At 67.4% G+C, this 26,778-nt stretch carries 27 protein-coding genes; 8 read left to right on the forward strand and 19 right to left on the reverse strand.

The features are described from left to right. Positions 1–6 precede the first annotated feature (6 nt). Positions 7–381 carry a hypothetical protein gene (locus ABID97_RS02645; protein ID WP_354397009.1) on the forward strand — a complete coding sequence of 125 codons (375 nt, stop codon included), beginning with the start codon at positions 7–9 and terminating at the stop codon, positions 379–381. Here the strand turns inward: ABID97_RS02645 and ABID97_RS02650 are convergent. The 6 genes from ABID97_RS02650 to rpmH all read right to left on the reverse strand — a co-directional run bounded on the left by ABID97_RS02650 (position 374) and on the right by rpmH (position 5,002). Continuing rightward, positions 374–835: a Crp/Fnr family transcriptional regulator gene (locus ABID97_RS02650; RefSeq protein WP_354397010.1), complete on the reverse strand. Its 462-nt coding sequence runs from the start codon at positions 833–835 to the stop codon at positions 374–376. The genes ABID97_RS02645 and ABID97_RS02650 overlap by 8 nt on opposite strands. Positions 836–927: 92 nt before the next feature. Further along, complete coding sequence (mnmE, locus tag ABID97_RS02655) at positions 928–2,337, reverse strand: tRNA uridine-5-carboxymethylaminomethyl(34) synthesis GTPase MnmE (RefSeq protein WP_354397011.1); 1,410 nt, start codon at positions 2,335–2,337, stop codon at positions 928–930. 73 nt (positions 2,338–2,410) lie between these two features. Next, positions 2,411–4,096 (reverse strand): membrane protein insertase YidC, encoded by a 1,686-nt coding sequence (gene yidC, locus ABID97_RS02660; protein WP_354397012.1) that lies wholly within the window; start codon positions 4,094–4,096, stop codon positions 2,411–2,413. Further along, positions 4,093–4,380: a membrane protein insertion efficiency factor YidD gene (yidD, locus tag ABID97_RS02665; protein ID WP_354397013.1), complete on the reverse strand. Its 288-nt coding sequence runs from the start codon at positions 4,378–4,380 to the stop codon at positions 4,093–4,095. Before yidD ends, yidC begins: the two co-directional genes overlap by 4 nt. Beyond that, positions 4,377–4,769: a ribonuclease P protein component gene (locus ABID97_RS02670; RefSeq protein ID WP_354397014.1), complete on the reverse strand. Its 393-nt coding sequence runs from the start codon at positions 4,767–4,769 to the stop codon at positions 4,377–4,379. The genes yidD and ABID97_RS02670 overlap by 4 nt, the downstream gene beginning before the upstream one ends. Before the next feature lie 98 nt (positions 4,770–4,867). After that, positions 4,868–5,002 (reverse strand): 50S ribosomal protein L34, encoded by a 135-nt coding sequence (rpmH, locus tag ABID97_RS02675; RefSeq protein WP_007834827.1) that lies wholly within the window; start codon positions 5,000–5,002, stop codon positions 4,868–4,870. A 320-nt stretch (positions 5,003–5,322) separates the two neighbouring features. On the opposite strand from rpmH, the gene dnaA reads away from it, so the two are divergent. The 3 genes from dnaA (at position 5,323) to gyrB (ending at position 10,656) form a co-directional block, all read left to right on the forward strand. Continuing rightward, positions 5,323–6,702, forward strand: coding sequence for a chromosomal replication initiator protein DnaA (dnaA, locus tag ABID97_RS02680; RefSeq protein ID WP_093020203.1), 1,380 nt, complete (start codon positions 5,323–5,325; stop codon positions 6,700–6,702). 88 nt (positions 6,703–6,790) lie between these two features. After that, the gene (gene dnaN / locus ABID97_RS02685; RefSeq protein WP_354397015.1) at positions 6,791–7,897 is read left to right on the forward strand and encodes a DNA polymerase III subunit beta; all 1,107 of its coding nucleotides are present in this window, start codon (positions 6,791–6,793) and stop codon (positions 7,895–7,897) included. A 134-nt stretch (positions 7,898–8,031) separates the two neighbouring features. Continuing rightward, positions 8,032–10,656, forward strand: a complete 2,625-nt coding sequence (gene gyrB / locus ABID97_RS02690) for a DNA topoisomerase (ATP-hydrolyzing) subunit B (RefSeq protein WP_354397016.1) — start codon at positions 8,032–8,034, stop codon at positions 10,654–10,656. Between the two features lie 36 nt (positions 10,657–10,692). On the opposite strand, the gene ABID97_RS02695 is transcribed toward gyrB, so the two are convergent. After that, the gene (locus tag ABID97_RS02695; RefSeq protein WP_354397017.1) at positions 10,693–10,959 is read right to left on the reverse strand and encodes a hypothetical protein; all 267 of its coding nucleotides are present in this window, start codon (positions 10,957–10,959) and stop codon (positions 10,693–10,695) included. 299 nt (positions 10,960–11,258) lie between these two features. Here ABID97_RS02695 and ABID97_RS02700 point away from each other — a divergent pair, with 299 nt between their 5' ends. From ABID97_RS02700 to ABID97_RS02710, 3 genes are all read left to right on the forward strand, one after another. Further along, entirely contained in the window at positions 11,259–11,777 is a 519-nt protein-coding gene (locus ABID97_RS02700; RefSeq protein WP_354397018.1) for a hypothetical protein, read from the forward strand. A 118-nt stretch (positions 11,778–11,895) separates the two neighbouring features. After that, a complete protein-coding gene (locus ABID97_RS02705) occupies positions 11,896–12,396 on the forward strand; it encodes a hypothetical protein (protein ID WP_354397019.1) in 501 nt (166 codons plus the stop codon). Between the two features lie 190 nt (positions 12,397–12,586). Next, complete coding sequence (locus ABID97_RS02710; protein WP_354397020.1) at positions 12,587–13,774, forward strand: metallophosphoesterase; 1,188 nt, start codon at positions 12,587–12,589, stop codon at positions 13,772–13,774. Positions 13,775–13,786: 12 nt separating this feature from the next. Here ABID97_RS02710 and ABID97_RS02715 read toward each other — a convergent pair whose 3' ends face one another. From ABID97_RS02715 to ABID97_RS02730, 4 genes are all read right to left on the reverse strand, one after another. Further along, complete coding sequence (locus ABID97_RS02715; protein WP_354397021.1) at positions 13,787–14,284, reverse strand: polyhydroxyalkanoate granule-associated phasin; 498 nt, start codon at positions 14,282–14,284, stop codon at positions 13,787–13,789. Between the two features lie 151 nt (positions 14,285–14,435). After that, positions 14,436–15,404 (reverse strand): lysylphosphatidylglycerol synthase domain-containing protein, encoded by a 969-nt coding sequence (locus tag ABID97_RS02720; protein ID WP_354397022.1) that lies wholly within the window; start codon positions 15,402–15,404, stop codon positions 14,436–14,438. Then, on the reverse strand, positions 15,401–16,681 hold the full coding sequence (clsB, locus tag ABID97_RS02725; protein WP_354397023.1) for a cardiolipin synthase ClsB: 1,281 nt from the start codon (positions 16,679–16,681) through the stop codon (positions 15,401–15,403). The genes ABID97_RS02720 and clsB overlap by 4 nt, the downstream gene beginning before the upstream one ends. Before the next feature lie 85 nt (positions 16,682–16,766). Further along, complete coding sequence (locus ABID97_RS02730; RefSeq protein ID WP_354397024.1) at positions 16,767–17,549, reverse strand: endonuclease/exonuclease/phosphatase family protein; 783 nt, start codon at positions 17,547–17,549, stop codon at positions 16,767–16,769. A 215-nt stretch (positions 17,550–17,764) separates the two neighbouring features. On the opposite strand from ABID97_RS02730, the gene ABID97_RS02735 reads away from it, so the two are divergent. Then, entirely contained in the window at positions 17,765–18,193 is a 429-nt protein-coding gene (locus tag ABID97_RS02735) for a serine/threonine protein kinase (RefSeq protein ID WP_354397025.1), read from the forward strand. 77 nt (positions 18,194–18,270) lie between these two features. Here ABID97_RS02735 and ABID97_RS02740 read toward each other — a convergent pair whose 3' ends face one another. From ABID97_RS02740 to ABID97_RS02775, 8 genes are all read right to left on the reverse strand, one after another. Then, entirely contained in the window at positions 18,271–18,831 is a 561-nt protein-coding gene (locus ABID97_RS02740; protein ID WP_354397026.1) for a Spy/CpxP family protein refolding chaperone, read from the reverse strand. A 146-nt stretch (positions 18,832–18,977) separates the two neighbouring features. Continuing rightward, complete coding sequence (locus ABID97_RS02745; RefSeq protein ID WP_354397027.1) at positions 18,978–20,069, reverse strand: flavodoxin family protein; 1,092 nt, start codon at positions 20,067–20,069, stop codon at positions 18,978–18,980. A gap of 95 nt (positions 20,070–20,164) precedes the next feature. Beyond that, positions 20,165–21,064, reverse strand: a complete 900-nt coding sequence (locus ABID97_RS02750; RefSeq protein WP_354397028.1) for a pirin family protein — start codon at positions 21,062–21,064, stop codon at positions 20,165–20,167. Between the two features lie 67 nt (positions 21,065–21,131). Further along, positions 21,132–21,884 carry a GNAT family N-acetyltransferase gene (locus ABID97_RS02755; protein ID WP_354397029.1) on the reverse strand — a complete coding sequence of 251 codons (753 nt, stop codon included), beginning with the start codon at positions 21,882–21,884 and terminating at the stop codon, positions 21,132–21,134. Continuing rightward, positions 21,881–23,149: a biosynthetic peptidoglycan transglycosylase gene (locus ABID97_RS02760; RefSeq protein ID WP_354397030.1), complete on the reverse strand. Its 1,269-nt coding sequence runs from the start codon at positions 23,147–23,149 to the stop codon at positions 21,881–21,883. The genes ABID97_RS02755 and ABID97_RS02760 overlap by 4 nt, the downstream gene beginning before the upstream one ends. 7 nt (positions 23,150–23,156) lie before the next feature. Then, positions 23,157–23,726: an exosortase Q subunit 2 gene (gene xrtQb / locus ABID97_RS02765; RefSeq protein WP_354397031.1), complete on the reverse strand. Its 570-nt coding sequence runs from the start codon at positions 23,724–23,726 to the stop codon at positions 23,157–23,159. After that, on the reverse strand, positions 23,707–24,636 hold the full coding sequence (gene xrtQa / locus ABID97_RS02770) for an exosortase Q (RefSeq protein ID WP_354397032.1): 930 nt from the start codon (positions 24,634–24,636) through the stop codon (positions 23,707–23,709). The genes xrtQb and xrtQa overlap by 20 nt, the downstream gene beginning before the upstream one ends. Before the next feature lie 20 nt (positions 24,637–24,656). After that, positions 24,657–26,732, reverse strand: a complete 2,076-nt coding sequence (locus ABID97_RS02775) for a VIT and vWA domain-containing protein (protein ID WP_354397033.1) — start codon at positions 26,730–26,732, stop codon at positions 24,657–24,659. Between the last annotated feature and the right edge of the window lie 46 nt (positions 26,733–26,778).

Here is a 26,778-nt window from a genome sequence, read left to right on the forward strand (position 1 = left end):
GCAGCCATGATGGATTTCTCGTCCCCCGGCAATGCGGCGCCTGCAGTCGCCATGGCTGCGGCCGGCATCCCGCTACCGAAAAGCCCTCCGGGAATGGCGGGTGCACGCAGCTGCGCCGGCGCCGTGGTGGCCCACTCGCGATCCAACCTGCTGTCCGGACCGTTCGACGACGGGATTGATGCGGCGCCGGCCGCCAGCTTGCCGCCGCAGTGCTTGCAGAAATTCGCGCCCTCGCGGTTTTCCGTGCTGCATGCCGGACAGATCAAGGCCATTGCGACTGACATCTACGAAAAACGGGGGACGATGGTTGGGGAACGGACCCGGCGCGCTGCCAAGCTCCGCGTTGCAGGCGAAAACGGCGAGCCGGGTGCTGTCAGGTGACGGCGACGCGCTTGGACCGGTGCGCCATGCGCTTGGCGATCACCGCACCGAGGCCCATCGCAACCTCGAGCGCGAGGTTGGGCTGCCGGTTCGACATTTCGGAGAAACGGACGGCCGTGAGGCGCCAGACACGGCCGGCGCCGGTAACCACCACGTGCGCCGAATGCGGTTCGCGCGAGAAGAAGGAACCTTCGCCCACCACCGACCCCGGCATGAGCACGGCCAGCTTCATCTGGTCCTTGCTGCTCACGCGGTGCACGCTGATGGCGCCGCTCTCGAGAAAATACACCGAGCGGTCGTGCGTGCCCTGCTCCATGAGGACGTCGCCGACCCCCGTCGTGATGGGCTGCAGGTAGCCCGCCAGGGTTTCCCACTGCTGTACGTTGAGCGTCAACGCGAAGGCGTCGTTGCTGGTGTTGTCCGCGATGGCGCGGCTCAGGTTCTGGATGGACATGTGCTTTTCTCGACCCCCGCATCTGTGCCGAAGTATCCGCGAAGGGCGCGGTTCTCGGCTACAACTCTTTACGTTTTTCGGGCCGGCTGTCTCTATTTACCGATACAGAAGCGCGAAAAGATGACGCCCAGCAAGTCGTCGGCGCCGAACTCCCCGGTGATTTCGTTCAGCGCGTTCTGCGCCAGGCGCAGTTCCTCGGCCAGCAGGTCGAGCATTTGCGCCTGTGCCGCCAGGTGGCTCCCGGCCAACCGCAGGTGGGTGTCGACACGGGCCAGCGCCTGCACATGGCGCGCGCGAGCCAGGTAGACGCCTTCGGGTACGGCCTGCCAGCCGGCCATGGCCAGCAGCTGCTCGCGCAGGGCCTCGATGCCGAGGCCCGTCCTGGCGGACAAGGCGATGCCTTCGGCTATACCGGCCATGGGGGCGGCGTCCTGCTTGTTCCAGACATCGAGCACCGGCACGCTGGCGGGCAGCTTCTGCCGCAGGCTGCGCAGGATCCCGGCGTCGGCCGCGGCGTAGTCGGGCAGGCTCGCACGCGTGAGGTCGTGCAGGAAGAGGACCGCGTCGGCGCTCTCGATCTGGCCCCATGCGCGCGCCACGCCGATCTGCTCCACCTCGTCGCTGCTTTCGCGCAGGCCCGCCGTGTCGGCCACGTGCAGCGGCACGCCGTGGATCTGGATGGTTTGCGACACCACGTCGCGCGTGGTGCCCGCCACCGCGCTCACGATGGCCAGTTCGGCGCCGGCCAGTGCATTGAGGAGCGAACTCTTGCCCGCGTTGGGCTGGCCCGCGATCACCACCTTGATGCCTTCGCGGAGCAGCGCGCCCTGCTTGGCGCGCTGCTGCACCGCAGCCAGCTGCGCCTGCAACCTGGCGAGTTGGCCCGCCGCATCGGCCTTCTGCAGAAAGTCGATCTCCTCTTCCGGGAAATCGAGCGTGGCCTCGACCAGCATGCGCAGGTGGATGAGCGCGTCGCGCAGCGTGTGGATCTCGCGCGAGAAAGCGCCCGAGAGCGAGCGCCCGGCGCTGCGCGCGGCCGCCTCGGTGCTGGCGTCGATCAGGTCGGCGATGGCCTCTGCCTGGGCCAGGTCGATCTTGCCGTTCAGGAAGGCGCGCTGGCTGAACTCGCCCGGCTCGGCCACGCGCAGTCCCGGCAGGCGTGGCTTGCCGGTGGCCGGATCGGGTTCGGCGGCGGCTTCGAGGCAGCGCGCCAGCAAAAGCTGCAGCACCACCGCGCCGCCGTGGGCCTGCAGCTCGAGCACGTCCTCCCCGGTGAACGAATGGGGCGAGGGAAAGTGGATCGCCAGCCCATGGTCGACCGGCTCGCCGGCCGCATCGCGAAAGGGAAGGTAGGTGGCTTCGCGCGGCTTCAGCGGCCGGCCGCAGAGCGCGTCGATCAGCGGTGCGAGCCGGGCGCCGGACACCCGGACGATGCCCACCGCGCCGCGCCCCGAAGCAGTGGCGATGGCGGCGATGGGATCGGTGGTGCGGGCGAAGGTCATGGGAGCACGATTCTTCCAGCAAAAAGGAAAAGGGCCGCGGATGCGGCCCTTTGCGTGGTGGCGGAGGCTGCGCTTACTTGCCCAGCACACCCAGCCGCTTGTTGATGAACCACTGCTGCGCGATCGACAGCACGTTGTTCGTGATCCAGTACAGCACCAGGCCGGCCGGGAAGAAGATGAACATCACGCTGAACGCGAGCGGCATGATCCACATCAGCTTGGCCTGCATCGGATCCGGCGGCGTCGGGTTGAGCCAGGTCTGGAACAGCGAGGTGAGCGTCATCACGACCGGCAGGATGTACCAGGGATCGGGCGCCGAGAGGTCGGTGATCCAGCCGATCCACGGTGCGTGGCGCATCTCGACCGACGACAGCAGCACCCAGTAGAGCGCGATGAACACCGGGATCTGGATCACGATCGGGAAGCAGCCGCCCATCGGGTTGACCTTCTCGCTCTTGTAGATGCGCATCATCTCCTGCTGCATTTCCTGCGGCTTGTCCTTCAGCCGCTCGCGCATTTCCATGATCTTGGGGTTGATGGCCTTCATCTTGGCCATGCTCGCGTACGCCTTGGCGTTGAGCCAGTAGAAGGCCGCCTTCAGCAGCACCACCAGCGCCACGATGGCCCAGCCCCAGTTCCCCAGGATGCCGTGCAGCTGGTTCAGCAGCCAGTACAGGGGCTTGGAGATGATCGCGAAGATGCCGTAGTCCTTGACCAGGTCCAGGCCCGGTGCAATGGCTTCGAGCTTCTTCTCTTCCTCGGGGCCGGCGAACAGCGCGCTGTTGACCACCTGCGTCTGGCCCGGGGCGATCTTCGGCAGCGTGGCCACCATGGCCACGGTGTAGAGGTTGTCGCCCAGGTCCTTCACGCGGAATTCACGCCGGAGCTGTTCGCTGGCCGGGTCGCCCTTGAGCAGCCAGGCCGACACGAAGTAGTGCTGCACCATGGCGATCCAGCCGTCGTTGGCGGGAGGCGGCGGCTCGATCTTGCCCTTGGAGATGTCCTTGAAGTCGAGCTTGTGGAACTTCTTCTCGTTGGTATAGGCCGCCGGGCCGGTGAAGGTGTTGGTGCCGAACATGGTGCCGGCCGCCACGGTGCCGTGGCGCAGCAGCTGCATGTAGAGCTGGGCGTCGCGCGGCTGGTCGCTCACGTTGACGACTTCATGGCGCACGCCGATGGTGTACTCGCCGCGCTTGAACAGGTAGGTCTTGACGTACTTCAGGCCGCCCGAAGGCGCGCTCTCGAAGCTCACCTCGAGCGTGTTCTGGCCTTCGGCCATTTCGCGCGGCCCGGCCTTCGGCGTCATCGGCGTCAGGTGGTTGGGAAAGGCTTCGCCGGTCTGGCTCAAGAGGCCGGTCTGGGCCACGTAGCGGGTGGCGGCCGAGTCGTTCTCGAACAGCACCACGTGCTTGGTGCGGTCGGCCTCTTCGTACTTCAGCAGTTCGAGGTAGTTGACCGTCGCGCCTTCGCTGTCGATCACGGCCTTGAACAGGTCGGTCGTGACGTTGACGCGCTCGCGCGGCGCGGCCGGTGCGGCTTGCGCCGGCACGGCTGCGGGGCTGCCGCCGGCGGCGGACGCGGTCGGCACGCCGTTGGCGGTGGCCGGCGTGCCGCCTGCCGGCGCAGAGGCCACGGCAGCCGGCTTGCTCGACGGCAGGAAGGTCGGCTTGTTGCCGTTGAATACCTGCCATTGGTCCCACAGCAGCACCAGCGAGAAACCAAAAATCACCCACAGGATCGTGCGGCGTATATCGTTCATGACGAAGACTTCTTGTCGGAGGAGAGAAGAGACGAAAACAGCGAGCCTGGCTTGCCAGTGCGACGCGGTGATTTCGGTGGAACCGGATCGTGCCCGCCCTGGCACCAGGGCTGGCAGCGCACGATGCGGTGCAGGGTGAGGTAGCTGCCCTTGAGGGCGCCGTGCACTTCGAGCGCCTCGATCGAATAGAGGGAGCAGGTCGGCTCGAAGCGGCACGACTGCCCGAGCCAGGGGCTCAGGAGCAGGCGATAGCCTTTCACGAGGCCGATCAGCAGGCGCTTCATGGTGAAGATGCGGCAGAGCGCGCGGCCCGCGCCAGCAGTTGCTGGAGCTCGGCGCGCACGGCCGCCTTGAGCTTGTCCGAAGAGGCGCTCACGAATTCCTTGCGGTCAAAACCCGCGCGCAGCCGCACCACGTGCGCCGCACGCGGCAAGCCGGCATCGGGTGTGGCACTCACGGTGTAGATCTGGCGCTTGATGGCGTTGCGCGTGACTGCGCGGCGCGCCCAGCGCTTGGGCACCATGGCGCCCACCCAGACATCGTCCGACGCGAACAAAGGCTGCGCGCTCGACGAATCGAGCGCGCAGCGATGCAATGCGAAGTGAGCAGTGCGCGCCACGGTGGCACCTGCGAGGACGGCCTGGAATTGCGCGCGGGTCTTGAGCCGCTGCATGGGAACCGCACCGCTTGCGCCGTTGCTGGTCGGGCCAGGTGAACTGGCGGCGAAAGCTGGCGCTGGCGGCTCGGCGGCTGGCAACGGCAGGACTGCCGTCAGACGGCCAGGCGCTTGCGGCCCTTGGCGCGGCGTGCGTTGATGACGGCACGGCCGCCACGGGTCTTCATGCGGACCAGAAAGCCGTGGGTACGGGCGCGGCGGACTTTGGAAGCTTGGTAAGTGCGTTTCATGATGAGATTTCCTGCTGATTCCCCCGATATGCACGCCGGCCCTTAGGAAGCCATGAAGGCCCAATGGGACATGCGAGCGCTGGGAGCGTTTTTCGGATGGCCCCCGAAAGACGCAATGAGGTTTTCAGGGAAACCCGCAATTATCGCAAACATTCGGCCCATCACCAAACATCGAGTAACTTTGCGGGCCTTTGCGGGATGCACCCGGGGATGTGGATAAGGTTTTGACAAGTTAGAATGCGGGCCGCCTTGCAGCAGAGAATATCCACAATACATATACCAAAAAATGGCCGAGGGACTCACCACTTTTTCAAGCACCCATGTCGACTGACGGCATCGGTGAGAGCCTCTGGCAGGCTTGTGTCGACCAGCTCGCGCAGGAGCTGTCCGAGCAGCAATTCAACACCTGGATCAAGCCACTGACGGCGCAGGTCGCGGACGACCTTTCGCGCATGACGGTGTTCGTTGCCAACCGCTTCAAGCTCGACTGGATCCGGGCCCAGTACGCCGGCAAGATCGCCGCCATGGCCGAGAAGATGTACGGCCAGCCCGTGGCAGTTGAGTTAGCGCTCGCTCCGCGCGAAGCGCCCGTCCGCTCGACACCCGTAGCCGTGCTGGCCGAGACCGACGTGCCGCGCGACGTGGCCGGGCCCGGTGAAGAGCCGGCCGCGGCGGGCTTCAAGAACCGCCTCAATTCGGGCCTGACATTCGACACCCTGGTGGAGGGTACGGCCAACCGCATGGCGCGCGCCGCGGCCATGCACGTGGCCGGCATGCCGGGCCACCTGTACAACCCGCTGTTCATCTATGGCGGCGTCGGCCTGGGCAAGACCCACCTGATGCACGCCGTGGGCAACCGGCTGCTCGCCGACCGGCCGGATTCCAAAGTTCTCTACATCCATGCCGAGCAGTTCGTCTCGGATGTGGTCAAGGCCTATCAGCGCAAGACTTTCGACGAGTTCAAGGAGCGCTACCACTCGCTCGACCTGCTGCTGATCGACGACGTGCAGTTCTTCGCCAACAAGGACCGGACGCAGGAAGAATTCTTCAATGCGTTCGAAGCCCTGCTGGCCAAGAAGTCGCACATCGTGATGACCAGCGACACCTACCCGAAGGGCCTGGCCGACATCCACGAGCGGCTGGTCTCGCGCTTCGATTCGGGCCTGACGGTGGCCATCGAGCCGCCCGAACTCGAGATGCGCGTGGCCATCCTGATCAACAAGGCACGCGCCGAATCGGCCGAAATGCCCGAAGAAGTGGCCTTCTTCGTCGCCAAGAACGTGCGCTCCAACGTGCGCGAGCTCGAAGGCGCGCTGCGCAAGATCCTGGCGTACTCCCGCTTCAACCAGAAAGAGATCTCCATCGCCCTGGCGCGCGAGGCGCTGCGCGACCTGCTGTCGATCCAGAACCGGCAGATCTCGGTCGAGAACATCCAGAAGACGGTGGCCGACTACTACAAGATCAAGGTCGCCGACATGTACAGCAAGAAGCGGCCGGCCAGCATCGCGCGGCCGCGGCAGATCGCGATGTACCTGGCCAAGGAGCTCACGCAAAAGAGCCTGCCCGAGATCGGCGAGCTGTTCGGCGGGCGCGACCACACCACGGTGCTGCATGCGGTGCGCAAGATTTCGGGCGAGCGCCAGCAGCTCACCGAACTCAACCAGCAGCTGCACGTGCTGGAGCAAACGCTCAAGGGCTGACAGCAATGTCACCAGGAATGCGCCTCGCAACAGCGGAGAATGGCGTCTTACAAGCGGATTCAAAGAGATAAGAGAAGAGGAAGAAGACATGATCGTTTTGAAGGCAACCCAAGACAAAGTCCTCGCTGCGCTGCAATCGGTGGCGGGCATCGTGGAACGGCGCCATACGCTGCCGATCCTGGCCAATGTGCTGATCCGCAAGACCGGCGGACAGCTGCAGCTGACCACCAGCGACCTCGAGATCCAGATCCGCACCACGGCCGAGCTCGGCGGCGATGAAGGCAGCTTCACCACCACCATCGGCGCGCGCAAGCTCATCGACATCCTGCGCACCATGCCGGCCGACCAGACCGTGAGCCTCGAATCGAGCGCAAGCAAGCTGGTGCTCAAGGGCGGCAAGAGCCGCTTCACGCTGCAGTCATTGCCGGCCGAAGACTTCCCGCTGGTGCAGGAGGCCGCCAACTTCGGTCCCGTGTTCAGCGTGCCGCAAAAGACGCTCAAAGACCTGCTCTCGCAGGTCTCGTTCGCCATGGCGGTGCACGACATCCGCTACTACCTGAACGGCATCCTGTTCGTGGCCGAGGGCAAGCAGCTGAGCCTGGTCGCCACCGACGGCCACCGCCTGGCGTTCTCGTCGGCCACGCTCGACGTGGAAGTGCCGCGCCAGGAAGTCATTCTTCCGCGCAAGACCGTGCTCGAGATGCAGCGCCTGCTGTCGGACGCCGAAGGCGCCATCGAAATGCAGTTTGCCAACAACCAGGCCAAGTTCAGCTTCGGCGGCATGGAGTTCGTCACCAAGCTGGTCGAGGGCAAGTTCCCCGACTACAACCGCGTGATTCCCAAGAACCACAAGAACAGCGTCACGCTGGGCCGCGCGCCGCTGTTGGCCAGCCTGCAGCGCACCGCCATCCTGACGAGCGAGAAGTTCAAGGGCGTGCGCCTGAACATCGAGCCGGGCCTGCTGCGCATCGCATCGAACAACGCCGAGCAGGAAGAAGCGCAGGACGAACTCGACATCGACTACGGCGGCGACGCCATCGAGATCGGCTTCAACGTCACCTACCTGATCGATGCCCTGTCCAACATGGACCAGGACATGGTGAAGCTGGACCTGGCCGACTCCAACAGCTCCGCCCTTTTGACCATCCCCGAGAACGCATCCTTCAAATACGTCGTGATGCCGATGCGGATCTAGCAGACAGAAAACACAGCGCCTTGCGCAGACAGCCCGCGGCCCTCCGCGGGTTTGCGCTTTCAAGAGGCCGGAAAAACAGGCTCCTCGAGCCCGCCAATTCCCGTGAACGCCGTGAGAGATAGAGGAATATCCGAATGAGTGCAGAAGAAAACAAGCCCGAAGTGCCCCACACCGAACCGGTCTACACGCCCGAGATCGAGAGTGCGGTGCCGATCGAGATCACGCCCCCCGACACCAGCTACGGTGAAGGCTCGATAACGATCCTCGAAGGGCTCGAGGCCGTGCGCAAGCGCCCCGGCATGTACATCGGCGACACCTCCGACGGCACGGGCCTGCACCACCTGGTGTTCGAAGTGGTCGACAACTCCATCGACGAAGCGCTGGCGGGCCATTGCGACGACATCGTCGTCACCATCCACACGGACAACTCGATCTCCGTCACCGACAACGGCCGCGGCATCCCGACCGGCGTGAAGATGGACGACAAGCACGAGCCCAAGCGCTCGGCCTCCGAGATCGCGCTCACCGAGCTGCATGCGGGCGGCAAGTTCAACCAGAACAGCTACAAGGTGTCGGGCGGCCTGCACGGCGTGGGCGTGAGCTGCGTGAACGCGCTGAGCGTGATGCTGCGCCTGGTGGTGCGCCGCGAGGGCAAGATCCACGAACTCGAATTCAGCCGCGGCTTCGTGCAGAACCGCATCGTGGAGACGGTGAACGGCGTCGAGGTTTCACCGATGCGCATCATCGGCGAGACCGACAAGCGCGGCACCGAAGTCCACTTTCTGCCCGACGCCGAGATCTTCAAGGAGAACGCCGATTTCCACTACGAGATCCTCTCCAAGCGGCTGCGCGAACTGAGCTTCCTGAACAACGGCGTGCGCATCCGCCTGAAGGACGAGCGCAGCGGCAAGGAAGACGACTTCTCCGGCGCCGGCGGCGTGCGCGGCTTCGTGGAGTTCATCAACAAGGGCAAGACCGTCCTGCATCCGAACTCGTTCTATGCCGCCGGCGAAAAGCCGGCCGATACCTACGGCGGCATCCCGGGCACGCACATCGGCGTCGAAGTGGCGATGCAGTGGAACAGCGGCTACAACGAGCAAGTCCTGTGTTTCACCAACAACATTCCCCAGCGTGACGGCGGCACCCACCTCACGGGCCTGCGCGCCGCGATGACCCGCGTCATCAACAAGTACATCGAGGAAAACGAGTTCGCCAAGAAGGCCAAGGTCGAAGTCACCGGCGACGACATGCGCGAAGGCCTGTGCTGCGTGCTGAGCGTGAAGGTGCCCGAGCCCAAGTTCTCGAGCCAGACCAAGGACAAGCTGGTGTCCAGCGAAGTGCGCGCGCCTGTCGAGGACATCGTCGGCCGCCTGCTCACCGACTACCTGCAGGAGCGCCCGAACGACGCCAAGATCATCTGCGGCAAGATCGTGGAGGCCGCGCGCGCCCGCGAGGCCGCGCGCAAGGCCCGCGAAATGACGCGCCGCAAGGGCGTGCTCGACGGCATGGGCCTGCCCGGCAAGCTGGCCGACTGCCAGGAAAAGGACCCGGCGCTCTGCGAGGTCTACCTGGTGGAGGGCGATTCCGCCGGCGGCTCGGCCAAGCAGGGCCGCGACCGGAAGTTCCAGGCCATCCTGCCGCTGCGCGGCAAGATCCTGAACGTGGAAAAGGCGCGCTACGAGAAGCTGCTCACCAGCAACGAAATCCTCACGATGATCACCGCTTTGGGCACCGGCATCGGCCGTGCCGGCGCCACCAGCGCGGGCGGCGGGGCGGACGACTTCAACGTCGCCAAGCTGCGCTACCACCGCATCATCATCATGACCGACGCCGACGTCGACGGCGCCCACATCCGCACGCTGCTGCTCACGTTCTTCTACCGGCAGATGCCCGAGCTCGTCGAGCGCGGCCACATCTACATTGCGCAGCCGCCGCTGTACAAGGTCAAGGTCGGCAAGGAAGAGCAGTACCTGAAGGACGGCCCCGCGCTCGACTCCTTCCTGCTCAAGGTGGCGCTCAAGGACGCGAGCATCGAGACCGGCGGGGCCAACTCGACCACGCTGTCCGGCGACACCCTGGCCGAACTGGCGCGCAAGCACCAGCTGGCCGAGGCCGTGATCGCGCGCCTGCGCAACTTCATGGATGCCGAAGCCTTGCGCGCCATTGCCGACGGCGTGGCCCTCGACCTCGACACCACGCCCGCGGCCGAAGCCTCCGCCGTGGCGCTGCAGGCCAAGCTGCGCGAGCTCAACACCACCGGCGTGCCGGCCGAAGTGAGCAGCGAGTTCGACGCCCGCACCGACAAGCCACTGCTGCGCATCAGCCGCCGCCACCACGGCAACATCAAGAGCAGCGTGCTCACGCAGGACTTCGTGCACGGCGCCGACTACGCCGCGCTCGCCGAGGCCGCCAACACCTTCCGAAACCTGCTCAGCAGCGAGGGCGCCATCGTCCGCCGCGGCGAGGGCGAGCGCGCCAAGGAAGAAAAGGTCGCCGACTTCCGCATCGCAATGAAGTGGCTCATCGGCCAGGCCGAGAACGCCACCTCGCGCCAGCGCTACAAGGGCCTGGGCGAGATGAACCCCGCCCAGCTGTGGGAAACCACCATGGACCCGACCGTGCGCCGCCTGCTGCGCGTGCAGATCGACGACGCGATCGAGGCCGACCGCGTGTTCACGATGCTGATGGGCGACGAGGTGGAACCGCGGCGCGAGTTCATCGAGCAGAACGCGCTGCGGGCGGCGAATATCGACGTTTGAAGGCAGGCAACGACTGAGCGGCCGGTGATCCGGCCCTCAGATCGACCGCCGCACCTTGCCTCCGGGGCTGGCGCCCTGCATCAGCTGCGCCACGCGGGCCAGCCCGCCGGTCCCGCTGGCGGCCCGGCCGACCAGCGCACCGCCGGCCGCACCGGCCAGCACGCGGCGAAGCAGCGAACGGCTGCTTCCCGCCTTCAGCAGCAGCAACAGGCCGGCCCCGAGGACCGCGAGGTGCTCGCCCGGAACGCCGGGGCGGCGCGCGTCCATCTTCTTGAGTGCCTCGATCTTCGATCCGATGGTCATTGGAAGCTCCTTTTCTGTACGGCCTCCTTGATAACCAACGGGGCGGCGCACCGCTGTAGGTGCCCGTCGCGTGCGCCGCGTCGGATCGCGCGCACATGGCACCCGTCTCAGGGTTTCCACAGGGGAAGCGTTACAAAGCGGCTTGGAGCGCCGACCCGGGCCGCCCGCGAGCTATTAAAACAATAGCGTTCAGTGCGTTGCCGAGGATCGTTCCTCGTAAACGCTATATCTAGCCCGACTCTTGCTAAGCAAAATCCTCGACGGAATTCACGTCACCCATGATCGAGGACATCGAAGCAATGAACCTTATGCGTCTCCGGCAGCCGATGGCTGCATTGGCACTGGGCGGCACAGCAGCATTCTTCGGCGCGATGGCGACATCGGCCCATGCGTTTTCCAACCCGCCCATCCAGATGGCGCAGGGCGTCGAATACATGTGCGGAGGCACGAGCAAGGACGAAGCCGCGTTCATGCAGATGGTCTCGCCGCGCTGGGCGGCCACGCTGGAGTTCGGCGTCAACGACAGCACGCAGAAGGCCAGTTTCCCGATGCGGGCGGCAGTGCAGGTGCGCGAGAAGTACACCGGGCGTGCGGTGATGGAGGCGCAGTCGCAAGGCCCCTACATGCTCGCGCGGCTCGACCCGGGCGCCTACGACGTGAACGTCACGCTCGGCGGCCTCACGCAGACGCAAACGCTGACGGTGATCGCGGGCGTGCCGGCCCGCGCCGTGTTCATGTGGCCGTCGAATTTCGACATGGCCTCCGTGCTGCCGCCTGCCGCGCAGACACAGGCGCTGGCGCAAACCTCGGCCCGCTGAGCCATCGCCTGCGGCCCCCCGTGCGGGGCCCGGATCCTTGTTAAGCCTTGCCTAAGCCGTGCGCCGCACAGTGGCGCCGTGGCGTCCCGCCACGCACACGCAAGCAAGGATCCAGACCATGACCGCCCCCCGGATTTCATCGCCCAAGCGGCGCGCACCTGCGGCTGCCGCCGTGCTGTGCAGCGCCGCTTTTTCCTTTTTTGCGGCGATGGCGCCGGCCTCTGCCACGGTCAACCCGCCGATCCGCATGACGCACGGCATCGAATACATGAGCGGCGGCATCGGCAGCGACGAAGCCGAGCTGATGAAAACGGTGGCGCCGCGCTGGCCGGCCACGTTCGAGTTCGCGATCAAGGACCACAAGGGTGCCGACTTCGCATCGGATGTCCGCGTGACGGTGCGCGACGCCCAGGGCACAGTGCTGCTCGACCACGTCGCGTCGGAAGGCCCACTCATGGTGGCCCGGCTGGACCCGGGTACCTACGAAGTGGAGGCTCGCTTGCGTGGCAATACGCTCAAGCAAACGCTCCGAGTCCTGCCGGGCGCGCCCGCGCGGATGGCATTTCTGTGGCCAACAGGCACCGACATGGCCTCGGCGGGCACGCACGCGGTGCAGTGATCCTGTTGCCTGAACCGGCGCCCGACGGCCGGGGCGCCGGTCCTGAATTGCTTCATCGCGGGCAGCGCCCGCTATCCGGTTGGCTCGCGCTATAGAAAAAATAGCGTGAGGCGGCCCGGGCATGTTCTTGAATGCACGGCACGCGCCTTGCAGATACCCTGTCCCGGGTCACCCCGTCCCCATCGCCCCCATGCCGATACGTCCCCTGAGCGTTCTCACCGCGCTCTTGCATGCCTATATAGCGCTGCGCCTCGTGCCTGCGCTCGCCATGCTCACGCCCGTGTGGCCGCTCGCCGTGGCGGCCCTTGCCATCTCGGCCACCACCATTCCGCTGCCCTTTGTCTCGCGCCTCACGGGGGCCCGCCCTGCGCTTGGCAACACGCTCAAGTGGGTCGGCCTGATCAGCATGGGCTGGTTTTCTTCGATGTTCGTCTTGACGCTGGTGCGCGACGCCGGCCTGCTGCTCGCCTGGCTGGCCAGTGCGCTGGGCGGCCTGCAGGTGCGCTGGGACATGTGGCTGCCATGGACAGCGCTGGCGGTGCTGGCAATGGCCACGGGCAGCTCGCTGATCGGCTTCATCAACGCGCGTCGCACCGCGGGCGTGAAGCGCGTCGACGTTCCCATCCGCGGCCTGCCGCCGGCGCTCGAGGGCTTCACCATCGCGCAGCTCAGCGACATCCACGTGGGACCGACGATCCGCAGTGCCTACATCCAGCGCATCGTCGACGCGGTGAACCGGCTCGGCGCCGACGCCATCGCGATCACCGGCGACCTGGTGGACGGCACGGTGGCCGAGCTGCGCGAGCACATCGCGCCGTTGGCGGGCCTGCGTGCGCGCCACGGCACGTTCGTCGTCACGGGCAATCATGAGTATTACGCCGGTGCCCACGCGTGGATCGACGAACTGCGCCGGCTCGGCCTCAAGGTGCTGCTCAACGAGCATGTGGTGCTGCAGACGCGCAACGTGCGCGGCGCGCAGAACGACGAAGAACTGTTTGAAAGCCAGCTGGTGCTGGCCGGCGTGACCGACTACACCGCGGGGCATTTCGACGCCGCGCATGAAAGCGACCCCCATCTGGCGCTGTTCGATGCGCCTCCGCTGGTGCACACGCGGGTGCTGCTCGCGCACCAGCCGCGCAGCGCGCCGCTCGCGGCCCAGGCCGGCTACCAGCTGCAGTTGTCGGGCCACACGCATGGCGGCCAGTTCTTTCCGTGGAACCTGTTCGTGCCGATGCAGCAGCCGTTCACCGCGGGGCTGCATCGGCTGCACGACATGTGGATCTACGTGAGCCGCGGCACCGGCTACTGGGGACCGCCGAAGCGCTTTGGGGCGCCGTCGGAGATCACGCTGCTGACGCTGGTGCCCGCGCGCGGCTGACCGCGCAGCGGGTCAGCCGCGCAGCTCGGCCAGGCGCCGGGCGTTCGAGGTGGCGGCGGCATGGATCGGCTTCAGTCCCTGCCGCGCAATACGCACTGCGGCGCCCGAGAGCTGGCCGGCCGAGCCCGCCGCGCGCGCGGTGGCCTTCATGAAAGCATCGCTGCGCACCGCGGCCTGCGCGGGCGTGATGCTGCCCGCCATCGAGAAAAATGCACCCGCGCTCTGGAACCACTGCTGCAGCGCGCGGTTCGCCAGCGAGACGTGGCTGCTGTGCCATTGACGGGCCATGGCGGCGCCCGATTCACCCGCCGCGGCGAGCTTTTCATCGCCCATGAGCTGGAACTCGGCGAGATCGGCCGCACTGGGCGTGAGCCCCGCCTTGGCCATGCGCTCGGTGCGCATCTGGATCACGGAGCCCGCGGACACCAGCATCTCGTGGGTCTTGAGGGCCAGGTCGACCCACAGCATCAGGGGGTTGGCCAGGCGGGCCGCGGAGGTGAGGGACGACATGGGAGGCGATCTGAGGATGGAAACGAGTACCACTATAGGCCGTCATCGGCCGTTTTGCTGCACTGCAACAAAACTGAACGCGAATTGTTGGACAAGTCTTGCATTCGACACGGAAATGGCGCTCAAAAAGGCCGCGCGGCACCTATCGCTTCTATCGCGCAGCCGGCTTGGCGCGCCACCGCCGGGCGCGCAGCTCCGTGACAAAGTAGGCCAGCGTGGCCACGCCCAGCGGCAAGAGGTAGTAGAGGCCGCGGTAGACCAGCAGCACCCCCAGCAGCCTGCCTTGCGGCACCTGGTCCGAAAGCAGCGCGATGAACACCGCCTCCAGCACGCCAAGGCCAGCGGGCACATGGGTGATGACGCCGGCGACCGCGGCCACGAGCAGCACCGCGAGCACCGAGTGGTACGCCACCTGGCCCTGCAACAGCACCCAGATCACGCTGCCGATCACCGACCAGTTGAGGCATGACAACGCCAGCTGGAGCAGCGCCATGCGCAGCGCCGGAACCTTGAACGAGTGGCGGCGTATGCGAAAGACGTGTCCGCTGGCGAAGGCGCACAGCACCAGGTAGGCGGCCGCCAGCAGCAGTAGCACCGCGCCCAGGATGCGCAGGCCCGCGTTGCCGATCCTCCATCCGGCCGGCAGCTCCAGCGGCCAGAAGCAGAAGACCGCGCCCGCCACCGCCAGGTAGCCGAGCCAGTTGGTGAGCATGCTGAAGCCCAGCACGCGCGTGATGATTCCATTGGAAAGCCCCAGCCGCGAATAGAGCCGGTAGCGGAAGGCCACCCCGCCCACCAGCGAACCCAGGTTGAGGTTGAAGGCGTAGCTGATGAAAGTCACGCCCATCACCGTGGCGGCATTGAGCGGATGCCGCGTGAGATGCCTCCCGAGCAGGTCATAGGTGCTGTAGATCGCAAAGCTGCCCGCGGCCAGCGCACCCGCCAGCAGCAGCGTGGTGGCCGGCAGCGCGCGCATGGCGTCGAACACCTCCTGCCAGTCGATGGCCCGTGCCTGGTTCACCAGCAGCCAGGCGATCAGGCCGAAAAAGCCCCACGCCGCGGCACGGCGTACCCAGGGCCACCAGGGCCGGCGCGCGAGCCGTGCGCCGAGGGTCTTCATGCCACTTCCGTCGGGGTGACGGCGTCCTTGCCGTTCTTCTGGCTGTTCTTCTCGCGTTGTTCGCGCCTTTCGGCCAGGGCGACGACCTCGGCGGGCGTCAGGCGGGGCACCTGGCGCGGCAGCCAGCCGAGCCACGACGGATACCAGCGCAGGAAGTGGAAGATGAAGAAGCTGCGCACCAGCCGCCAGCCGCTCCATCCGCTTTCCAGGTCGGCCTCGCCGATCTGCTTGCAGCTCTCGCGCATGAGCCGGTCCATGCGCTCCCACATCAACTGGTTGAAGGCCCGGTCGCGCGCGATCACGTTGGCCTCGAGGTTGAGCGACAGGCTCAGCGGATCGAGATTGCTCGAGCCGACGGTGGACCACTGGTCGTCCATCAGCGCGATCTTCGCATGCAGCGGGCGGTCGCAGTATTCGAAGATGCGAACGCCTGCATGCAGCAGGTGGTGGTAGAGCATGCTCGCGGCGGTCTTGACGATCGGCATGTCGGGCTCGCCCTGCAGGATCAGCCGCACGTCGACGCCGCGCCGCGCCGCACGGCGCAGTTCCTTGATGAGCCGGTAGCCCGGGAAGAAATAGGCGTTGGCAATGACGATGCGCTGGCGCGCGGCGCGGATCGCCGCGAGGTAGTGGCGCTCGATGTCGTTGGTGTGGCGGCGGTTGTCGCGCGAGACGAAGATCGCCTCCGTCTCGCCGACCGCTTCGCGCTCGACCGGGGGCGCCCGCTTGAGGCGGCGGCGGAACCAGCGCGGCCCCTTGTCGCCGAGGGCAATGGCGCGCAGCACGAACTGGTGGATCTGCGCCACGATGGGGCCGCGCAGCTCCACCGCGTAGTCCTGCTTGGCCTTCGGGCCGAAATCCATCAGGTGGTCGGCCGAATAGTTGATGCCACCGACGAAGGCGAGCTCGCCGTCGACCACGACGATCTTGCGGTGCATGCGCCGGAACACGTTGAGGCGCTGGCCCAGGATGCGCTTGCCGGGATCGAACACGCGCATGCGCACGCCGACCGAGGTCAGCCCCTCGATGTATTCGCGCGAAAGATCCGGCGAGCCGAAGCCATCGACCAGCACGTCGATCTTGACGCCGCGCTGCGCCGCCGCGCGCATGGCCGCGTGCAGCGCCAGGCCCACCTTGTCTTCGAACAGGATGAAGGTCTCGATGATGACTTCGCGCTTGGCCTCGCGAATCGCGTCGAACACGCGCGGGAAGAACTCCTCGCCGTTCTCCAGCAGCGCAATGCGATTGCCACCGACCCAGCGGCCGCCGCTATCCATGGCGGCTCCCTTCATTGCCCGTCCGGACGGACGATGGCGGTGGCGGCGCGAAATGAACTGCGCGGAGCATGGGCGTGGTCCATCTTCACAGATCGATGTTCGCCACCAGCGGCGCATGGTCCGACAGGTGGGACCACGGCTTGCGCGGCAGCACCACGGGTTCGTGCACGCCCGCGTTGCGCACGTAGATGCGGTCGAGCGACAGCAAGGGAAAGCGCGCAGGAAAAGTCTTGGCGGCCGATCCGTTCGCATGCAGGAACACCTCGCGCAGCGCGGCGCCTTCCTCCAGCACACGGTGCGCGCGGCCGCGCCAGTCGTTGAAGTCGCCCGCAACGATCAGCGGCGCATCGGCTGGCACCTCGTCGCGCACGATGTGGCAAAGCAGCTCCAGCTGCTGCTGGCGGTGCGCCTCGGCCAGGCCCAGGTGGGCACAGATGGCATGCACGTCGACCGTGCGGCCCGGCAGGCGCAGCACGCAATGCAGCAAGCCCCGCTTTTCAGGCCCGGCGACGGAAATGTCGTGGTTGCGGTAGTGCACGATCGGAAACTTGGACAACACAGCGTTGCCGTGGTGCCCCCTCGGATACACCGCGTTGCGGCCGTACGCGAACTGCGGCCACATGGTGTCGGCAAGGAACTCGTAGTGCGGCGCCTCGGGCCAGTTGTTCACCTTGCGCGAGTGGCGCGAATGCGTGCCGAGGACCTCCTGCAGAAACACCACGTCGGCTCCCACCGTGCGCACCGCGTCCCGAAGCTCCGGGAGGATGAACTTGCGGTTGAGCGCGGTGAACCCCTTGTGGGTGTTCACCGTCATGACCTTGAGCGAGGTCGGCGCCGCCGAGGGCAGGGGAATCGGGGAAGAAGACATCGGTCCTGTGGTTGTACGTTGCCGCGCCCTCCGCGCCTGTAGGAACGCGCCACCTTCTTCTCCGCCTTTCGCTCGCGGACGGCCGGCTCCTACAGCCAGGCCTGCCGCCCCCCGACAAGGCCGGCCTTCGGGCCCTCCTACGGTGATTTCAGGCCGAAGGAAACGGCCGAACCGCCATCCCTTCCGATCCTCGATCCAAGCAAAAGGAAAGCACCATGAAGCAACGCATCCTTCACGCCACGCTGCTGGCCGGCCTGATGGCCACGGCCAGCGCCGCCATGGCACAAGCCACCTCGATTCCCGCCCAGCCCGACCCGGCCGTGGGCGGCCAGGCCAGCACGCAGACGCCTTCCGGCGTGCCCAACCCGCCGCAGCGCCCGGACAACAGCATGCCGGCGTCGCGCGAAGCCGTGAAGGCCGAGGCGCGCGCCCACAACCGCAACAACGTCAACAACCCGGTGCCCAAGGGCGAGGCCAGCACCACAGTGAACGCGCAGCCCAATGCCATGCCGCGGCCCACGGGCGAGATGTCGCGTGCCGAAGTGAGCCAGCAGGCCCGCAAGACCAAGCCCCAGTTCGGCCAGCGCGGCGAACGCCCGGACGTGCCGACCAACCCGACCGAGAAGACCGGGACGCCGCAGTAGCGCACTGACGAAAAAAAGCCCGCGATGCCTGGTGCATCGCGGGCTTTCTATCGTTCGCGCCTCGGGGGCGCCTTCGCTCAGCTCTTTGCCGGCGCGGTGTGGCCGCCGTGGCCGTGATGGCCGCGATGCCCGTGCATGCCGGCATGCACCGTTTCAGCGTCGAAGGTCTTCTGCTGCTCGGGCGTCAGCGCGGCATAGAAGGTCTTGGTCGCTTCGGCGCGCTTGGCGAACCTGGCACTGCGCTCGGCCTGGCGGGCCTGCATGCGCTCCAGGCGCTCGGGCGTGGTGAGCTTGGCAAATTCCGCGCGGTCCATGCGCTGCGGGCGGGCACCGGCGGGCGGCTGGCTGGCCGAGGAGAAACTGGCCCATGCGCTTTCCTGCGCGGCGGTCAGCTTGAGCTTTTCCTTCAGTGCGGCCAGGCGCTTGGCGCGATGCTCGTTCATGCGTTCCATGCGCTCGGCCGGGTCCATGCGCTTGTGCTGTGCCTTGGATGCCGTGCCGTCGGCCGGGGCCACCGCGGCGGGCGGGGTCGACGCAGCGCCCGGCGCCGTCGGGGCCTGCGCAAAGGCGGCGGAAGAAGCGAGGGCGGCCGACCCGAGAAGGCTGGCCCAGACGATGCGTTGGCGAAGAGAGATCATGATGAAAAGTGCTTCCTTTCGAAGAAGCCTGCCGCCAAGGGGCAGCAGGTGAAGCGAAGTGTGGAAGGCCTGTGTATCGCCCAAGTGAGCCGGGAGTGAGCCTGCGTAAAGAATCATGAACGGCCAGGGTCGCGCGCCCGCCGGGCCTACTTGGGACGGGGCGGCCGCAGCCCGCGATCGGGTGCCTGGAGCTTGCCCGAGCGCAGTTCGCCCACTGCCAGCGCGACCGCACGGGCCGCGTTGCGCACTTCTTCCTGCACGTCTTCATCGGCATCGAGGCTGTCGTGGCTGCTTGCATAGGGCTCGTAGTAGCCGATGTAGCGGTCCAGCCGCGCCTGGGCGCCCGCATCGACCAGGCCCATCCAGTCGAGCCAGTCCGACAGGTTGCGGCGCAGGCTCTCGACCCCGGCCACGTCGCCGTGCACCACGAGCCCATAGGCCCGCCCGCCCAGGTGCTTGGGATAGCCCCAGCCCTCGAGTTCGAGGGCCTTGGCTTCGTCGGGCTTCTTGCCGTGGGTGCTGGTGGGATCGGGGTTGCCGCCATCGGCGCACACCAGCCGGTCGGCCATGAGCTTGAGCGGACTCGCGGATTGGTACCAGTGCGTGGGCGTGAAAAGCATGACGCCGTGCGCCGCGGTCCAGCGCTCGTAGATCTCGTTCATCCAGTCGCCGGTCTGGCGCAGGGAATGGTTCGGATAGCAGCTGCACGGCCAGTGGCACAGCGGCATGGCGGTGGAGACACATCCCTTGCAGGGGTGGATATGCCGCCCGTACTCGGAAGTGAGCATGCTCAGGTCGAGCACGTCGACGTCGATGCCGCAGCCGTCGAGCACTTCCTTCGCGAGCTGCACGAGCCGCCACGTCTTGGAGATTTCACCGGGGCAGGTGCCGTCGTTGCGCGGTGACCCGTTGACCAGCAGCACGCGCGACCGCGTCTGCGGATTGCGCCAGGCGGCCTGCGCGGCGTCGATGCGCGCCTTGGCTTCGAGCCAATCAACTGAAAGTTCGTACTCGGGATCGGCATAGCCCGGGCCGGCCTTGCGCGTGACGGGTGCCTTGCGGCCCTGCTCGTAGGCTTCCCAGGCGATCAGCTCGATGCGCCCGAGCGACTCTTTCTCGACCTCGAAGGCCGGGTCCTGGAAGGCCTGCATGAAGCGCTCGTGGAAGCGGTCGCGCTGCAATGTCTCGGGCGCCTGTCCTTTTCGTACGCGCGGAGCTTTGGAGGTGCGAAGGGGCATGGGGCCCAATCTATGCGCCATGGTGCTGCGCGTGAGCCCCGCGCCGCGCCGATTTCCGGTAGGCCGGCGACTACATCCGCGCACGGCCTCGCCGGTCAGCCGCCGAACCTGCCGCTCTGGAAATCGTGGACCGCCTGCTTCACTTCCTCCTGCGTGTTCATCACGAACGGGCCGTACTGCGCGATCGGCTCGCGCAGCGGCTTGCCGGCAATCAGCAACGCACGCGCCGGGCTGTGATTGGTGGCGCCGGCGCGCAGCACCACGCCATCGCTGCCGGGGTCGTTGGCAAGAATGGCCATGCGGCGCGTCGGCACCTCGCTGCCTGCGATCCACAGCGATTCACGGAAAACGTACACCAGGGCGTTGTGATCGTCCGCGAGCGGCTGGGCAAACTCGGCGCCGGGCGGGAGCGTGATGTCGAGGTAGAGCGGCTCGGTGTGCTCGCGCCGCACCGCGCCTTCGATGCGATGGCTGGTGCCGGCGATCACGCGCGCGTGCGCGCCCGCGGCGGTGGTGAATTCCGGTATTTCGTCGCTCTGGATGTCGCGATACCAGGGCTCGCGCATCTTGTCTTTCGCAGGCAGGTTGAGCCAGAGCTGGAATCCCTCCATCAACCCTTCTTCCTGCTCGGGCAGTTCGCTGTGCACGAGCCCGCGGCCCGCCGTCATCCACTGCACGCCGCCGTTCTGCAGCAGCCCTTCGTGGCCCGCGCTGTCGCGGTGGCGCATGCGGCCCGCGATCATGTAGGTCACGGTTTCGAAGCCGCGATGCGGATGGTTGGGAAAGCCGCCGATGTAGTCGCCCGGGTTGTCGCTGCCGAAGGCGTCGAGCATCAGGTAGGGATCGAGCCTTTTCTGCAGCGGCTGCTGCAGCACGCGCGTGAGCTTGACGCCGTCGCCATCGCTGGTCGAGACACCGGCCACGATGTGGTCGATGCCACGCGGCGAGGCAACCGGGTCGGTGGGGTGGTTGGCATGATGATTTGCGTTCGTCATGCAGCCATGGTGGCACTAACGCCCCGACCGCGCCACCGGTGGGGGTGCGGCGTTCAGGCGGGCGCCGTCAGCGCGGCCACTGCTGCCGCTGCCAATAGCGGTATTGCCAGCGGGTGGAGAATCCCGCGCGCCGGTAGAGTGCATGGGCCGCGGCGTTCTGCGCGTCGACCTGCAGGAACACGCGCTCGAAGCCGCGCGCGAGCGCGGCCTCTGACAGCCCGGCCAGCACGCGCGCCGCCAGGCCCCTGCCGCGCTGCGACTGCTCGGTCCGCATGCCATGCACGCTGGCCCATCCGTGGCTGAAGGCCATGGCGCCCGCGGCCAAGGTGCGGCGGCCTTCGCGCACGCTCGCATAGAGCGACCCCTTGGCACGCGACAGCGCGCGAACGCGATGGGCGCCATCGACCGGATCGAAGCCCTCGCCGAGAAAAAGCGTGGCCCAGGCCTCGTCGGGCGCGAGGTCCACGTGCGCCAGCGCGGCGCCGACGGTCGCCACCTCGCGCATGTGCCGCACGGAGCCGATCTGCACGCAGGTGGGCGAATCCCCCACATAGTGGCGCCGCTCCAGCTCGGCGCGCAGCGCCCCGAAGCATTCGTCGTCGGCAAGGCGCAGCGCCGGCACCAGCTGCCGGCTGTCGTAGCGGTCTTCGATGCGGTCGATGGTCTCGTCGCCGACCTCGCCGCGATGCAGCGGAACCGCCGACCTGGCGCGCTTGACGGTGCCTTCGTCGAACGGCAGCAGCCAGCCGTCGAGCTCTTCGACGGCCGGCGGCGATACGGCCGCGACCGTGGCCCGCTCGATAGCTTCGATGTCGTTCATGGAGCGGCATCCGGGGCTGCGAATCGCGCCGCCGCCACGCTCTTGAGCAGCGCCTCGCGCTGGTTCCGGCTGATGCCGCGGACGCTCTCGGCGACCCACTTGGTGCGGTCCGGGTCGATGCGGCCGTCGCGCCGCCATTGCTCGAGCACCGCCTGCGGCTTGTGCAGCATGGCCGCGAGCCAGACCGCCTGCGCGGGTTCCAGGTTGCGCGCCGGGCGCTTGAAGTAGCGCCGCGACGCGGCTTCGGCGCCGCACAGGTTGCCACCCCAGGGCGCGTTGTCCAGGTACAGCTGCAGGATGCGGGCCTTGCCCAGCGTCTGCTCCATTTCGACGGCATAGAGCAGTTCGCGCAGCTTGCGCTCGGCGGTGCGTTCGCTGCCGGTCACCAGCATCTTGGCCAGCTGCTGCGTCAGCGTGCTGGCGCCGCGCTTTTGCTGGCCGTCCTTCTGGTTGTTGTCGATCGACGCGACGATCTCGGCCAGGTCGTAGCCCGCATGGCTGAAAAAGCGCTGGTCCTCGGCCGCGATGACGGCGCGCGCGAGCCAGCTGTCGTTGGCAAGCCTGGCGGGCGCGCCGCAGCTGCTGCGCGCGCCCAGCATGGCTTCGGTGCCGAGACCTTCCACGGTGAACTGGCTCACCGTGGGAAGCACGGCGAACGTGCCATCGGGCAGCATGACCTGGGCGCGCACCGCCAGCGTGCCGCCGATGCGGGCCCGCTGCAGTTCGGGCAGGTGGGGCGCGAGCACCGCATACCAGCGGGCGATCGGCGCATCCTTGATGTCGGCGCTGAGGTGCAGGCCCTTGGGCGCGAGGCGCCCCTCCCACGGCCCCTGGATCACGGCGCCGGCCTCGGCATTGCGCGGCGTGGCCGTGAGGGTGCCCGCCAGCGTGTTGCCGTCGCGCCGGACGGTGGCGACCACGCCTTCGACCTGGATTGGCTGCGTGCCCAGGGCAGGGACTTCCATGCTGCAGGGTGCGCAGCGCATCTCGAGCAGCCCATCGGCTTGTTTCCAGGCGAAGCGGACCGTGCCGAAGCGCGTGTCCAGCGCATGGCCGTCCAGGTGGGGCGCGAGCCACGAAGAGGTCGCCAGGCGCACCGCCGCGGGGACCCCGACCTCGAAACTCAGCGGCCCGGCCTTGATGCTGGTGCTCCACTCGCCCGGCGCAGGGGCCAGCGCGAACCTGGCGATCAGGAAGAAAGCCACGCACGCCGTCACGACCAGGGCCGCCAGCGCATAAATCACGAATCTCAGGATCTTGTTCACACGACTCTCACATGGGTCTTGCCACCGTGACGGCTTGCCACGGACCGCGCGACTGCCCGCTGGCGGCCGCCCAGTACCAGGCTGAAGTGTCGGTGAAAGCAGCGCCTTCGGCATCGACGATGCGCTCGCAAACGCGGAACTTTTGTGCGCCGTGCCGTTGCGCAACAAAACAGCGCCACAGGCGCTCCTGCGCGTCGCGTTCCAGGCGCGCCTGTTCGATGCGAAAGCCCAGCGCGCGGTAGCAGTCGGCCGCGGGGTGCAGCATGCGGGTGGGTGCGTTCACCGCGCGCATCACGATCGTCTGCGTGCCGTCGGTCATGCGGCCGATGGCGCCCGGGAAGCGTTCGGCAAAGCGCTGCTCGACGTCGCTCAGCGCCATCGGGCGCAGCGGCGCGCCGTCCCACTCGCGCGGCCATTCGTGCGAGACCGCCTCCGCGCCCGGTTCCGGTGCGGTGCGCAACGCCGCGGCGGTCGACCACAGCAGGCAGAGCAGCATCGCGAGCGCAAACGCGGTCTTGTGGCCGATGCGGTGGATGAAGCGGTTAGCGAAAAAGTGTTCAAGAAACGGTGTCGACATGGCGCCCTCCCGGTGCGGTGATCAGGCCCGGCACGGGCCGCTCGGCAAATTCGGGCCCGGTGCGAGCCGGCACCATCGCGCGCGCGATGCCGCCGCACACCGCGGCCAGCACCAGGAGCCCGAACAGGTTGTGCGCCCAAGGTGCCAGCGGGTGGCCCACGGCCTCGAATGCCACCAGGACGCTGTTGCGCAAGATGTTGCCGCCCAGCACCAGCAGGCCGACCAGCGGCAGCCGGCGCACGAAGCCATGGTCGCCCTGGCGCGCCCAGAGCGCGACCGTGCAGGCGGTGAAATAGCCGAGCCACACCATCTGCACGCCCGAGCACGGCGCATCGACGATCACCAGCCGCCCGTCGACCAGCAGGCTGCTGCCCTCGCGCGCCACGCTGAAGCCCGGCGCCAGCAGCCAGCGGCTCGCCTCGGCCGTCACCACGCGCAGCGGATAGCCCGCATAGAACTGCAGCGACGACAACAGCGGCAGCGCCAGCACCGCGAGCCCCACAACCGGCAGCGCCGCCACGCGCCGCGGCAGGAAAGCGAGCAGGCCGCACGCCAGCGCCAGCACGGCCACCAGGCCGGCCGCGAGCGGAGGAAGGGCAGGGAGTGCTCCAAGGCCCGTGCGCAGCAGCGTGGCCAGCACCGTACCGGCCCCCGCGAGCGAGAGCCAGCCGAGCCGCGGCGCGGCGCGAAGCTCCCGGCGACATTGCCATGCCAGCGCGGCCAAGGCCGCCAGCGCCAGCAGGCCCAGCGGATCGTCGGAGCCGTCGCGCATGCGCCGGACCATCCAGGCCCAGGTCGGCGCCAGCGCGGCAAACTGCAGCGCCAGCCAGCCGGCGGCCGGTACGCGGTCGATGTGGATGCCCCAGTCCACGAGACGCGGATGGCGATAGGCAAGTGCGGCCAGCGACATGGCTCTTTTCCTTCTTTCGTTCAGGCCGTGAAGCGGCGCGGATCGTGGCGCCGCGCGCGGCGGCGCAGCATGGCGAGCATCGACAGCACCACGGCAATCGCGCCCAGCGTCTCGGGTTCCGGCGTGCTCGGCACCTCGGCGCCGAGTGCGAGTTCGCTCACGCCCTGCGGCAACGGCAGCGGCTGGGCCACCTCCGCGTTGTTCTGCGGTGCGAGGTTGCGCACGACCTGGTCCACCGCAATGAAGCTGGTGTACTGCGTCAGCAGGCTGTACTTGAGGCCGAGCTCGGTGATGCGCGCCTTGTGGTCGCCGCTGCCGTCGAGCGCCTCCTGGTCGCTCAGGCTCTGGATGCGATGGCGGGCCCACAGCGTGCGCAGCGCGGCGGTGTCCTGGCGCATCCGCGGATCGATGCGCAGTTCCTGGCGATAGGGGCCGTCGGCGCCACGCCCTTCGACGATCACGCGGCCGCGGGCCTTGCCGTCCGCATCCGGGCGCCATTTGCCGAACACGATCACCGGGCGCTCGCCGAGCACGTCGGGCAGCGCCTGCGGCTCCACGTCGTACACGTCCAGTCCGCCGAAGCTGAGCTTCACGCTGGTGAGCACGGGCGACTCCACCATGCGGCGGAATCGTGCGGCCTGCTCGGGCGCCTGACGCGGGTCGGTGATGATGAACGGCTCGCCCATGCCGGCGCGCGCAATGCCTTCCATCAGGCTGCGGTTCACCGACGAGCCGATGCCGAAGGCGAACACGTTGGCCTTCGAGAGGTTCTTGCGCACCAGCTCGAAGGCCTCGCGCTCCACCGTCACGTAGCCATCGGTCACCAGCACCACGGTGCGCGATACGTTCTCTTCCTTCGGCTCGGCATAGACACGCCTGAGCGCCGGAATCAGCTCGGTGCTGCCGCTGCCGGCGTAGTTCTGGATGGTGGACAGCGCCCGCTCGATGTTGGCGCGCGTGGCCGGCACCGACTGCGGCGAGAGCATCTTGTTGCTGCCCGAGAACAGCAGCACGTTGAAGGTGTCGCTCGGGCGCAGCCCGCCGATCAGTCGTTCGAGCACCGTCTTGGCGGTGTCGAGCGGAAAGCCGTGCATCGACCCCGAGATGTCGACCACGAAGATGTAGTCGCGCGGCGAGATGGCGCTGGCGGGCACCGCCTTGGGTGGTTCGATCATCGCGAGGAAGAAATTCTCGGCGTCCCCATTGGTGTTCTGGCCCTTGTAGAGCATCAGGCCCGACTCGATCTTTTCACCCGCCAGGCGATAGTCCAGCACGAAGTCGCGGTTGTCCGCCGGGCGGCCATCGGCCATGAGCACCACGTCGGCGTGCCGGTCTTCATCGTTCTTCGTCACGTCGATGGCGTGGGTGGCGGAGCGCACCTCCTTCAGGCCCATGGGCGTGTCGATGCTGGCCTTGAGCCTGAAGCTGGCTGCCGGCGCCGCGCCTTCGCGCAGCGTGGGCTGCGCGACCCACTTCGCCTGCGCGTTCTCCGACTGCGGGCTGTTGTAGCGCGGGCCCACCACGGTGGGGAACACGAAGGCGTAGTTGCCCGACTGCGGCACCAGCAGCTCGGTGTAGCGCAGTTCCACCTTCACGTCGTCACCCGGCAGGATGTTGGCGACGTTCATCTGGAACACGTTGGGCAGGTGCTGCTCGAGCAGCGCGGCGGTCTTGCCTTCTTTCTTCGCGGTGTCGTATTCGATCTGCGCCTGCAGCTTCTCGCGGATCTGCGCGGTGATCATGCGGTCTGCCAGCCGCACGTTGAGGCCGTTGACGGCGGCCCTGGTCGAGCCCGGAAAAACATACTTCGCCTCGATCGCGCGCTGGCCCTCGTTGCGATAGGTCTGCGTCACGGTCACGTCGGCAATCACGCCCGAGATCTTGACCGTCACCTCGGTGCCCTTGAGCGGCAGCGGGTCGACCGAGGGATCGCCGCTCTTCACGAAGAAATACGGGCTCTCCGTCTTCAGCCGCGGACCGGGCGCTTCCTGCGCATGCACGGGATTGAGGGCGAGCGCGGCGAAGCCCGCGGCGGCCAGGCTCAGGGTCGCGAGCCAGAGCCAGCGGCCGGTGCGTGGGGTGGTGTGGGCGTCCATGGCGGTGGGGGTGTGGGTGGCCGTGCGAACTTGCACAGCCCCGACT

Source organism: Variovorax sp. OAS795 (assembly GCF_040546685.1).
Taxonomy (GTDB): Bacteria; Pseudomonadota; Gammaproteobacteria; order Burkholderiales; family Burkholderiaceae_C; genus Variovorax.

Excerpts from the sequence above, each read along its gene's own strand:
- ABID97_RS02645 (WP_354397009.1), top strand. The coding sequence starts at position 7 with ATGATGGATTTCTCGTCCCCCGGCAATGCGGCGCCTGCAGTCGCCATG.
- ABID97_RS02650 (WP_354397010.1), bottom strand. The coding sequence starts at position 835 with ATGTCCATCCAGAACCTGAGCCGCGCCATCGCGGACAACACCAGCAAC.
- mnmE (WP_354397011.1), bottom strand. The coding sequence starts at position 2,337 with ATGACCTTCGCCCGCACCACCGATCCCATCGCCGCCATCGCCACTGCT.
- yidC (WP_354397012.1), bottom strand. The coding sequence starts at position 4,096 with ATGAACGATATACGCCGCACGATCCTGTGGGTGATTTTTGGTTTCTCG.
- yidD (WP_354397013.1), bottom strand. The coding sequence starts at position 4,380 with ATGAAGCGCCTGCTGATCGGCCTCGTGAAAGGCTATCGCCTGCTCCTG.
- ABID97_RS02670 (WP_354397014.1), bottom strand. The coding sequence starts at position 4,769 with ATGCAGCGGCTCAAGACCCGCGCGCAATTCCAGGCCGTCCTCGCAGGT.
- rpmH (WP_007834827.1), bottom strand. The coding sequence starts at position 5,002 with ATGAAACGCACTTACCAAGCTTCCAAAGTCCGCCGCGCCCGTACCCAC.
- dnaA (WP_093020203.1), top strand. The coding sequence starts at position 5,323 with ATGTCGACTGACGGCATCGGTGAGAGCCTCTGGCAGGCTTGTGTCGAC.
- dnaN (WP_354397015.1), top strand. The coding sequence starts at position 6,791 with ATGATCGTTTTGAAGGCAACCCAAGACAAAGTCCTCGCTGCGCTGCAA.
- gyrB (WP_354397016.1), top strand. The coding sequence starts at position 8,032 with ATGAGTGCAGAAGAAAACAAGCCCGAAGTGCCCCACACCGAACCGGTC.
- ABID97_RS02695 (WP_354397017.1), bottom strand. The coding sequence starts at position 10,959 with ATGACCATCGGATCGAAGATCGAGGCACTCAAGAAGATGGACGCGCGC.
- ABID97_RS02700 (WP_354397018.1), top strand. The coding sequence starts at position 11,259 with ATGAACCTTATGCGTCTCCGGCAGCCGATGGCTGCATTGGCACTGGGC.
- ABID97_RS02705 (WP_354397019.1), top strand. The coding sequence starts at position 11,896 with ATGACCGCCCCCCGGATTTCATCGCCCAAGCGGCGCGCACCTGCGGCT.
- ABID97_RS02710 (WP_354397020.1), top strand. The coding sequence starts at position 12,587 with ATGCCGATACGTCCCCTGAGCGTTCTCACCGCGCTCTTGCATGCCTAT.
- ABID97_RS02715 (WP_354397021.1), bottom strand. The coding sequence starts at position 14,284 with ATGTCGTCCCTCACCTCCGCGGCCCGCCTGGCCAACCCCCTGATGCTG.
- ABID97_RS02720 (WP_354397022.1), bottom strand. The coding sequence starts at position 15,404 with ATGAAGACCCTCGGCGCACGGCTCGCGCGCCGGCCCTGGTGGCCCTGG.
- clsB (WP_354397023.1), bottom strand. The coding sequence starts at position 16,681 with ATGGATAGCGGCGGCCGCTGGGTCGGTGGCAATCGCATTGCGCTGCTG.
- ABID97_RS02730 (WP_354397024.1), bottom strand. The coding sequence starts at position 17,549 with ATGTCTTCTTCCCCGATTCCCCTGCCCTCGGCGGCGCCGACCTCGCTC.
- ABID97_RS02735 (WP_354397025.1), top strand. The coding sequence starts at position 17,765 with ATGAAGCAACGCATCCTTCACGCCACGCTGCTGGCCGGCCTGATGGCC.
- ABID97_RS02740 (WP_354397026.1), bottom strand. The coding sequence starts at position 18,831 with ATGATCTCTCTTCGCCAACGCATCGTCTGGGCCAGCCTTCTCGGGTCG.
- ABID97_RS02745 (WP_354397027.1), bottom strand. The coding sequence starts at position 20,069 with ATGCCCCTTCGCACCTCCAAAGCTCCGCGCGTACGAAAAGGACAGGCG.
- ABID97_RS02750 (WP_354397028.1), bottom strand. The coding sequence starts at position 21,064 with ATGACGAACGCAAATCATCATGCCAACCACCCCACCGACCCGGTTGCC.
- ABID97_RS02755 (WP_354397029.1), bottom strand. The coding sequence starts at position 21,884 with ATGAACGACATCGAAGCTATCGAGCGGGCCACGGTCGCGGCCGTATCG.
- xrtQb (WP_354397031.1), bottom strand. The coding sequence starts at position 23,726 with ATGTCGACACCGTTTCTTGAACACTTTTTCGCTAACCGCTTCATCCAC.
- xrtQa (WP_354397032.1), bottom strand. The coding sequence starts at position 24,636 with ATGTCGCTGGCCGCACTTGCCTATCGCCATCCGCGTCTCGTGGACTGG.
- ABID97_RS02775 (WP_354397033.1), bottom strand. The coding sequence starts at position 26,732 with ATGGACGCCCACACCACCCCACGCACCGGCCGCTGGCTCTGGCTCGCG.